At 69.4% G+C, this 9,343-nt stretch carries 7 protein-coding genes and 1 pseudogene; 6 read left to right on the top strand and 2 right to left on the bottom strand.

Annotated features, from left to right (window positions below):
* The 5 genes and pseudogenes from G6019_RS08290 to map form a co-directional block, all read left to right on the top strand.
* Positions 1-745: pseudogene (locus G6019_RS08290) on the top strand (1-deoxy-D-xylulose-5-phosphate reductoisomerase); the annotation flags it as partial.
* 6 nt (positions 746-751) lie between these two features.
* The gene (locus G6019_RS08285) at positions 752-1,969 is read left to right on the top strand and encodes a M50 family metallopeptidase (RefSeq protein WP_107756627.1); all 1,218 of its coding nucleotides are present in this window, start codon (positions 752-754) and stop codon (positions 1,967-1,969) included.
* 136 nt (positions 1,970-2,105) lie between these two features.
* Positions 2,106-3,254: a flavodoxin-dependent (E)-4-hydroxy-3-methylbut-2-enyl-diphosphate synthase gene (gene ispG / locus G6019_RS08280; protein ID WP_182612891.1), complete on the top strand. Its 1,149-nt coding sequence runs from the start codon at positions 2,106-2,108 to the stop codon at positions 3,252-3,254.
* Positions 3,255-3,257: 3 nt separating this feature from the next.
* Positions 3,258-4,112, top strand: coding sequence for a GNAT family N-acetyltransferase (locus G6019_RS08275; protein ID WP_107756625.1), 855 nt, complete (start codon positions 3,258-3,260; stop codon positions 4,110-4,112).
* Positions 4,113-4,158: 46 nt separating this feature from the next.
* Positions 4,159-5,034, top strand: a complete 876-nt coding sequence (gene map / locus G6019_RS08270; protein WP_182612889.1) for a type I methionyl aminopeptidase — start codon at positions 4,159-4,161, stop codon at positions 5,032-5,034.
* Between the two features lie 35 nt (positions 5,035-5,069).
* Here map and mtr read toward each other — a convergent pair whose 3' ends face one another.
* Positions 5,070-6,470, bottom strand: a complete 1,401-nt coding sequence (gene mtr, locus G6019_RS08265; RefSeq protein ID WP_107756623.1) for a mycothione reductase — start codon at positions 6,468-6,470, stop codon at positions 5,070-5,072.
* A gap of 5 nt (positions 6,471-6,475) precedes the next feature.
* Complete coding sequence (locus tag G6019_RS08260) at positions 6,476-7,513, bottom strand: alpha/beta hydrolase (RefSeq protein ID WP_309230189.1); 1,038 nt, start codon at positions 7,511-7,513, stop codon at positions 6,476-6,478.
* A 132-nt stretch (positions 7,514-7,645) separates the two neighbouring features.
* Between G6019_RS08260 and mqo the strand changes: the two genes are divergently transcribed.
* Entirely contained in the window at positions 7,646-9,142 is a 1,497-nt protein-coding gene (mqo, locus tag G6019_RS08255; RefSeq protein WP_107756621.1) for a malate dehydrogenase (quinone), read from the top strand.
* Positions 9,143-9,343: the final 201 nt, after the last annotated feature.

Here is a 9,343-nt window from a genome sequence, read left to right as displayed (position 1 = left end):
GGGGCAGCTGGTGCCCGTGGACTCGGAGCACTCGGCCATGGCGCAGTGCCTGCGCTCGGGCACGGCGGACGAGGTCGCGGGACTGGTGCTCACCGCGTCCGGAGGCCCGTTCCGGGGCAGGACGCGCGCGCAGCTCGCGGACGTCACCGCGGAGCAGGCGCTGCAGCACCCCACCTGGGCGATGGGGCGGATGATCACGCTCAACTCGGCCACCCTGGTCAACAAGGCTCTCGAGCTCATCGAGGCGCATCTGCTGTTCGGGGTGCCCTACGACAAGATCGAGGTGACCGTCCACCCGCAGTCGGTGGTGCATTCGGCCGTGACCTTCGTCGACGGTGCCACGATCGCCAAGGCCTCTCCTCCCTCGATGAAGTTGCCCATCGCGCTGTCCCTCGGGTGGCCGGACCGGATCCCCGGGGCCACGACCCCCCTGGATTTCTCCGCCTCACACACCTGGACGTTCGAGCCCGTGGACGAGCAGACGTTCCCGGCGATCTCCGTGGCCCGCGCGGCGGGATCGGCGGGGGGCCTGCGGACGGCGGTGTTCAACGCCGCCAACGAGGAGGCCGCGCCGGCCTTCCTCGACGGCCGGATCGGCTTCACCGAGATCGTCGACGTGGTGGCGGAGACGGTCGGGGCGGCGGACGAGTGGTCATCCGATCCCCGGGATCTGGACGACGTGACGGCGGCGGAATCCTGGGCGCGGCGGCACGCCGCCGCCCTCGTCGCGGGTCGGGAGGGCTGAGCCGTGATGGTCCTCGGGATCGTGCTCTTCGCACTAGGGATCATGGTGTCGATCGTGCTCCACGAGTACGGGCACATGAGGGTGGCGCAGTGGTCGGGCATGAAGGTCCGTCGATTCTTCGTCGGTTTCGGGCCGACGCTGTGGTCCGTGCGCCGTGGCGGGATCGAGTACGGCCTCAAGGCGGTCCCGCTGGGCGGGTTCTGCGACATCGCCGGGATGACCGCGTACGACGAACTCGCGCCGGAGGACGAACCGAAGGCCATGTGGCGTCAGGCCTGGTGGAAGCGTGTGGCGGTCCTGCTGGCCGGCCCCGTCATGAACATCGTCCTGGCGATCGCGCTCTTCTACACGGTGGCCCTGGGGTGGGGTCTGGTCAACAGGGACGTCCAGCCGATCCCGACCGACCGGGTCGCTGCGGTGGTGGGCGACACCTGCGCGGCGGCGGATCGGTGCGGGGTCGGGGTCGGCCCCGCGGGTGAGGCGGGGATCCTGCCCGGCGACCGGATCACATCCGTGGACGGGCAGCCCGTGAACAGTTGGTCCGACCTGTCCGAGGTGGTCTCCGCGCGTCCCGGCCAGACCGTGCCGGTGACGGTGGACAGGGCGGGGGACACACTGACGACGACGGCGAGCCTGACCTCGTCCTCCGAGGGCGGGCAGGCGAGGGGGGCACTGGGAGTCCGGCTGTCCGAGGACGGGATCCCGCGGGAGATCCTCGACGACCCCGCCTATCAGTCGGTCCACACCTACGATGCGCTCGGAGCCATCCCGGCGACCTTCGTCTTCACCGGGGAGATGATCGAGGCCACGATCGACGGGCTCATCTCGTTCCCGTCCAAGATCCCGGCGGTGGCGGCGTCGATCTTCGGTGCCGAGCGGGCCGAGGACTCGCCCGTCTCGGTCGTCGGCGCGAGCCACATCGGCGGCCAGGCGGCAGAACAGGGTGCCTGGTGGCTCTTCCTGCTCTTCCTCGCCGGGCTGAACCTGTTCCTCGGGGCGTTCAACCTCGTCCCGCTCACCCCGTTCGACGGTGGGCACATCGCGGTGGTGTTCTACGAGAAGATCCGGGACGCACTGAGACGACTCCGCGGTCTGGCGCCGGGCGGGCCGGCCGACTACGAGAAGCTCGCGCCGCTGACGATCGGCGTGTTCGTGCTGCTGATCGGCGTGTCCGCCATCGTCATCACGGCGGACTTCGTCAACCCCATACTGCTGACGGGATGAGCGCGCGGACTCCTGCCCTCGCCCCCGCGCCCCGGAACGCGGATAATGGCGGACGCCGATCAGCGAGCACCCGGCTGGCAACCCTACGGAAGGCCCTGTTGTGAACGACTCCTCCTCCATCCCCGTCGGTCTGGGCATGCCAGACGGTCCGCCGCCGGTCCTCGCACCGCGCCGCAGGACGCGTCAACTGGCCGTGGGCCCGGTCGGTGTGGGCAGCGATCATCCGGTGTCGGTCCAGTCCATGACCACCACCAAGACCCACGACGTCAACGCCACGCTCCAACAGATCGCCGAGCTCACGGCGTCGGGCTGTGACATCGTGCGCGTGGCCTGTCCCCGCCAGGAGGACGCCGACGCCCTGTCGACGATCGCCCGCAAGTCGCCGATCCCCGTCATCGCGGACATCCATTTCCAGCCCAAGTACATCTTCGCCGCGATCGACGCGGGGTGCGCGGCGGTGCGGGTCAACCCGGGAAACATCAAGGAGTTCGACGGGCGGGTCGCGGAGGTCGCGAAGGCGGCCGGTGCGGCCGGTATCCCCATCCGGATCGGGGTGAACGCGGGGTCCCTCGACCCACGACTGCTCGCCAAGTACGGCAAGGCCACCCCGGAGGCGCTCGTGGAATCCGCGCTGTGGGAGGCGTCCCTCTTCGAGGAGCACGGGTTCGGGGACATCAAGATCTCGGTCAAGCACAACGATCCCGTGATCATGGTGGAGGCCTACCGTCAGCTCGCGTCGAAGAGCGACTACCCGCTCCACCTCGGGGTCACCGAGGCCGGGCCCGCGTTCCAGGGCACCATCAAGTCCGCGGTCGCGTTCGGGGCCCTGCTGTCGGAGGGGATCGGCGACACCATCCGGGTCTCCCTCTCCGCGCCGCCGGTCGAGGAGATCAAGGTCGGCTCGCAGATCCTGCAGTCCCTGAACCTGCGTCCCCGCAAGCTCGAGATCGTCTCGTGCCCGTCGTGCGGGCGTGCCCAGGTGGACGTCTACAAGCTCGCCGACGAGGTCACCGCGGGTCTCGAGGGCATGACCGTCCCGCTGCGGGTCGCGGTCATGGGGTGCGTGGTCAACGGACCTGGTGAGGCGCGTGAGGCGGATCTGGGTGTGGCCTCGGGTAACGGGAAGGGCCAGATCTTCGTCAAGGGCGAGGTCATCAAGACCGTCCCGGAGGCGATGATCGTCGAGACGCTTATCGAGGAGGCCATGCGGATCGCGGAGGAGATGGGCGAACCCGTCGGGGAGGCCGCCGTCGGCCAGGGCCCCCAGGTCAAGGTCACGCGATAGGCCATGACCGACACGGCCGCGCCTGCGGCAGCGACCGACGGATGCCGCGGGGTGGGGCCCGGAGAGGCCCGGGCACTCCTCGCGGTCCTCGAGTCCGACCCGCTGGTGTCGTGTCCCGCTGCGGAGAAGTTCGCCACCTCCGGTGCGGTCCCCGGGCCGGAGGGCAGGTTCCTCACCCTGGGTGGCCCCGAGAGGTCGTTGGTGTTCGTGGGGAGCTCGGTCCTGCCCCTGCGCGGTGACGCGCACGATCACCGCGCGCTCGGAGTCGCCGTGGCGGGCCTGGGTGTCGGTCCGATGTCCGTCCACGGGCGGAGGGAACAGGTCTCCGCACTGTGGGACGCTCTCGGCGCCTGCTGGGGTCCCCACCGGGAGTATCGGGACTCGCAGCACCTCATGTCCCTGCGCCGCCCGGTGGACCGGGCCCTCGTCCTCGGCGGTGTCCGGGCCGCGACCCTGGTCGAGTTCGAATCGGTCCTCGCCGCCGCTGCGGCGATGTACCGCGAGGAGCTGGGCTCCGATCCGTTCGCGGTGGGTTCCGGGATCCCGTTCCGGCGTCGGGTCGCGCGTTCCCTGGCCAGGGGCAGGACATGGATCGGGGTCGACGACGGTGAGGTGTTCTTCAAGGCCGACGTCGCCGCGGTCTCGTCGTGGTCGGCGCAGATCCAGGGGGTCTGGGTCCGACCCGAGCGGAGGGGGGCAGGGCTCGGAACCGGTGGCATCGCCGCGGTGTGTTCCGCCCTCCAGGCCCGCCGGTTGACTCCGTCGCTCGTGGTCAACGGATCCAACACCGCCGCCCGAGCGACCTACCGCCGGGTCGGGATGACCGACGCCGTCGACTACGCGACCGTCCTGCTGTGACCTCCCGGACCGGTCCGGTCGCGCGAGCGGCCCTATCCTGGAGACCATGACGACCCCCACCCGCCATCCCCTCGTCCCCGGTGACCCCACCCCGATCCGGACGGTGCCCGAGTCGATCCCACGGCCGGAGTACGTCTGGCGCGACCGCGTCGACGAGGCCAACGGTGAGCCGTGGGTGCAGACCCCCGAGGTGATCGAGTCGATGCGCACCGCGTGCACCATAGCGGCCGACGCCCTCGCCGTGGCCGGGCGAGCTGTGGCGCCCGGCGTCACGACCGACGAGATCGACCGGATCGCCCACGAGTACATGTGCGATCACGGCGCCTACCCGTCGACCCTGGGGTACAAGGGCTTCCCCAAGTCCAGCTGCGTCTCCCTCAACGAGGTGATCTGCCACGGCATCCCCGACACCACGGTGATCATGGACGGTGACATCGTCAACATCGACGTCACCGCCTACATCGACGGGGTGCACGGTGACACCAACGCCACGTTCCTGGCCGGCGACGTCTCGGAGGAGAACAGGCTGCTGGTCGAACGGACCCGGGAGGCCATGGACCGGGGGATCAGGGCCATCCGGCCCGGCCGGGAGGTCAACGTGATCGGGCGCGTCATCGAGTCCTACGCACGACGGTTCGACTACACGGTCGTCCGGGAGTTCACCGGGCACGGCGTGGGGCCCACGTTCCACAACGGCCTGGTGGTGCTCCACTACGACGACCCGTCGCGGACCGAGGTCCTCGAGCCCGGTATGACCCTGACCGTCGAGCCGATGATCTCCCTGGGTGGTCCGGGGTTCGACGTCTGGGACGACGACTGGACCGTCACCACGGCGGACAAGGCGTGGACCGCCCAGTTCGAACACACCGTGCTGGTCACTCAGGACGGCGTCGAGGTGTTGACGCTACCGAGCGGGAGCTGACCCCGCGTGGTCGGCGCGGTGGCCCCGACGTCGGCTCAGAAGCCCCGGTCCGGGAAGTCCAGACCCAACAGGGCGTTCTCGACCACCTCGGCCATCGCGGGGTGGATCCAGTACTGACGACGCGCGAGTTCGGGAACGGTGATCTCGAACTCCATGGCCTGGATGAGGATCTGGATGAGGGACGGCGCGTGGGCGCCCATGATGTGGGCGCCCAGGAGTAGTCCGGTCGCCCGGTCGGCGATGAGCTTGCAGCATCCGACCGAGTCCTCCATGGCCCAGCCGTACGCCACGTCGCCGTAGTCCTGGACCTTCACCGTGATGTCGAATCCCGCCTCCCGGGCCTCGACTTCCGTCAGACCCACCGAGGCGATCTGGGGCCAGGTGAACACCGCCCATGGCACGTGTCGGTGGTTCACGGGATGGAGGTCGTCCGGGTGCCGCAGGTTGTGCCCGACCACCCGCTGCTCGTGATTGGCCACGTGCTTGAGCTGGTACGGCGAGCTCACGTCCCCGAAGGCCCACACGCCGTCGGCCGTGGTACGGCCGTACTCGTCGACGCGGACCCGCTCGATGTCCATCTCCACCCCGGCCGCCTCGAGTCCCAGGAGATCGCCGTTCGGGATCCGGCCGGTCGCCACCAGGAGTGCGTCGCCGGAACAGGTCGACCCGTCCTCGAAGGTGACCTCGACGCCGCGCCGGTCCGCGCCGGTCGCGGTCATCGTGGTGATCTGCTGCCCGAGCCGGACGTCCCACCTCAGTCGGGCCTGGTCGGTGAACCGCTCCGCCAGTTCCCGGTCCACGTGCTTGAGCAGGACGTCCGACCGGCCGATCACGGTCACCTCGACACCGAGAGCCGAGAACACGTGGGCGAACTCACAGGCGATGAAGCCGGAGCCCTGGATCACCATCGACCTGGGGAGCTCGGGGATCCTCATGACATCGTCGCTGGTGTAGTAGGCGACGCCGGCGTCGGTGACGATCCGGGGGATCAGGGGCCGGGCCCCCGCGGCGATCACGACGGAGTCGGCCGTGATGATCTCCCCGGTCCCCGTGTCGATGGTGCGCGGACCCACGAACCTCGCGTGACCGTCATACACCGTGACGTTGTCGCACCGGTTCCGTCGGTAGTCCTCACCGCTCGAGGCGATGGGGTCGATCCGACGATCGAACACCCGCGAGACGATGTCGGGCCACCGGACACCGTCAAGGGTGGAGTCGATCCCGTACGTGCTCGAGTGGGTGATCGAGACGGCGGTGTCCGCGGCGTAGACGAACATCTTCGTGGGGATACAGCCCACGTTGAGACACGTCCCGCCGAAGGTTCCCTTCTCGCAGATCGCCACGGACTTGTCCGCGAACGACTCGTCGATCAGCGAGTTCCCGCTTCCGGTACCGATCACGACGAGGTCGAAGTGACGGGAGGGGGTCTGGGTCATTGTCGTCAGGACTCCTTGGTGTGGGGTGCGAGGATCTGGTCCAACCAGTCGCCGAGGTGTCCGAAGACCACCTCGAGCACGTCCGCGCGGGAGAGGAACACGTCGTGTCGGGCGCCGTCGACGGGGATGTCCGTGACCCGGTCCGAGACACGGTCGGCGAACCGCTCCATCGACCGCACGTCCAGGATCAGGTCGGTGTCGACGTCGGGCGGCCCGTCCCCGCGGTGGGTGCCCACGGAGGAGGCCGTGGACCGCAGCAGGAGGACGGGCAGAGGGAGGTCGACCCCGGCCTGCAGGCGCTTCTGCGCGCGGCGGACGGCCGCGAGCCAGCCGGCCCGGACCCCCACCCCGCCCGGGGGTTTGAGCTCGGTGTCGAAGTGGAAGTCCCCGTCATGATCGATGTGGGTGCTCACCACGTACCGGTCCGAGGTCTTCAGCGGGAGCCGGTAGTAGGGCCTGGCGGAACCGAGGGCACGGATGACCGGGTCCACCAGCCGGCGCGCGCGGTCGGGCAGGTCGAGCTGGAACCAGGGAGAGTTCAGGACCAGCCCGACGACGGGATCCAGTGCGCCCCTGTCGCGGCGGCGGGCGAGCCACAACGGCACCACGAGCCCTCCGGTCGAGTGCGCGGCCACGAGGACAGGCAGACCCGGGTGGTCGGCGGTGATCACGTCGAGCGACCGGTCGAGTTCCTCGTCGTATCTCTCCAGGTCGGTGATGAAGTGCGGCGTCAGTCCGTCCCGCCTGGAGCGGCCGCACTTGCGCAGGTCCACCCCGTAGGTGGCGATCCCCCGATCGGCGAGGAACTCGGCGAGATGGGTGTGGAAGAAGTAGTCGGACAGTCCGTGGACCACCAGCAGCGCCGCGACCGGCTGATCCGGTGAGTCCTCGTGCCGGACCAGGGTGGCGGAGATGGGTCCCTCACCGTCCGGATCGGTCCCGAGTGGCAGCTCGAGACGACGGTAGGACGGCCCCAGCAGGTCCGGGATCCACCGCGCATCGGATCCGGTGGGGGCGACGGCATCGGGGGAGGGCGGAGACACGACGACCACCCTAGTCCGGTGTGCCGAGGGGGAGGTCCGGTGAGTAGTCTTGGGACCCGGTGGACGCGGGGTCCCAGGACGGGCCCGTGACGTGTCCGATTCGGGTCCACGACCAAATAGCGAGGGTAGCCGGTGACTTCAGACCAGGTGGCAAAGCACGGAACGACTGATGTGGCGCTCATCGGCGCGGGCACCATGAGCGCGACGCTCGGTGCTCTCCTGCGTCGCCTCCAGCCCGACTGGCAGATCGAGATCTTCGAGCGCCTCGAGGGCCCCGCGCTGGAGTCGTCCGATGCGTGGAACAACGCCGGGACCGGCCACTCCGCGCTCTGCGAACTCAACTACTCGCCCAAGACCGCCGACGGCGACGTGGACATCACCAAGGCCGTGAGCGTCAACGAGAAGTTCCAGGTCTCCCGGCAGTTCTGGTCCTATGCCGTGGAGAACACGATCCTCGGTGACCCGACGGAGTGGATCCGCCCGGTCCCGCACATGAGTTTCGTCTCCGGCGAGGCCGGCCAGGCGTACCTGCAGAAGCGGTACGACAGGCTCGCGGGTCACCCCCTGTTCCCCGGGATGGGCCACACCACCGACTTCGGGGAGCTCGAGCGTCGTGTTCCCCTCATGGCCCGGGGCCGCTCCCCGGAGCAGCCCTTCGCCCTCAGCTACTTCGACAACGGCACCGATGTGAACTTCGGTGCTCTCACCCGTCAGTTCGTGAAGTACCTGACCAGGACCGGCACCGAGGTCCACTACCAGAACCAGGTCAAGGACCTCGAGCGCAACACCGACGGGACCTGGCGGCTGACCGTTGCCAACCGCCACACCGGGGACGAGCGCACGGTGGACGCGAAGTTCGTCTTCGTGGGAGCGGGCGGCGGGGCCCTGCACCTCCTGCAGAAGTCGGGTATCCCGGAGATCAAGGGCATCGGCGGGTTCCCCGTCGGAGGCCAGTGGCTCCGCTGCACCAATCCCGACCTCATCGACCAGCACCAGGCCAAGGTCTACAGCCAGGCGTCGGTCGGTGCGCCACCGATGTCGGTGCCGCACCTCGACACCCGTGTCATCGACGGCAAGAAGGGGCTGCTCTTCGGCCCGTTCGCCGGATGGACCCCGAAGTTCCTCAAGATGGGCAGTTTCCTGGACCTGCCCTCGAGCGTCCGGCCGGGGAACCTGTTGCCCATGGCCAACATCGGCCTCACCGAGATGGGCCTGGTCAAGTACCTCATCACCGAGCTGGCCAAGAACCACGGCGCGCGTGTCGACGCACTCCGCGATTTCGTGCCGTCCGCGCAGGACGGGGAGTGGGAGAAGGTCGTCGCCGGGCAACGCGTCCAGGTGATCAAGCCCAACGGTCGCGGTGGCACGCTCGAGTTCGGGACCGCGGTGGTCAACGCGGCCGACGGGTCGATCGCCGGTCTGCTGGGTGCTTCCCCCGGTGCCTCGACCGCGGTCGACGCGATGGTCGATGTGCTCCGCCGCTGTTTCCCGAGCCGGTTCGCCGACTGGAAGCCCGCGCTCGAGGAGATGATCCCGTCCCTCGGGCGCGACCTGGCCGCCGAACCGGGTCTGTTCGCCGAGCAGTTCGAGCGGTCGACCCGCACACTCAAGCTCGACCAGAAGGTCTGAGCGCGGGCCGGACCCGCCACGAACGACCCCGCCATCCCCCGGTCGCCGCGTCACCGCGGCCGGGGGATGGCCTGTTCGGGGCCCCGGGGGCGGGGCGGTCCCGGCCACCGGTGGCGGATAGGATCGGCGGCATGATCCGGCCCGTGAACCCGTACCCTGTCGGCCTGGACCTCGAAGGCCGCCGGGTCGTGGTGATCGGCG

It is taken from the genome of Dietzia sp. DQ12-76, assembly GCF_014145045.1.
Classification (GTDB): domain Bacteria; phylum Actinomycetota; class Actinomycetes; order Mycobacteriales; family Mycobacteriaceae; genus Dietzia.
This window is presented reverse-complemented; position numbering and strand designations above follow the sequence as displayed.

Excerpts from the sequence above, each read along its gene's own strand:
- G6019_RS08285 (WP_107756627.1), top strand. The coding sequence starts at position 752 with ATGGTCCTCGGGATCGTGCTCTTCGCACTAGGGATCATGGTGTCGATC.
- ispG (WP_182612891.1), top strand. The coding sequence starts at position 2,106 with ATGCCAGACGGTCCGCCGCCGGTCCTCGCACCGCGCCGCAGGACGCGT.
- G6019_RS08275 (WP_107756625.1), top strand. The coding sequence starts at position 3,258 with ATGACCGACACGGCCGCGCCTGCGGCAGCGACCGACGGATGCCGCGGG.
- map (WP_182612889.1), top strand. The coding sequence starts at position 4,159 with ATGACGACCCCCACCCGCCATCCCCTCGTCCCCGGTGACCCCACCCCG.
- mtr (WP_107756623.1), bottom strand. The coding sequence starts at position 6,470 with ATGACCCAGACCCCCTCCCGTCACTTCGACCTCGTCGTGATCGGTACC.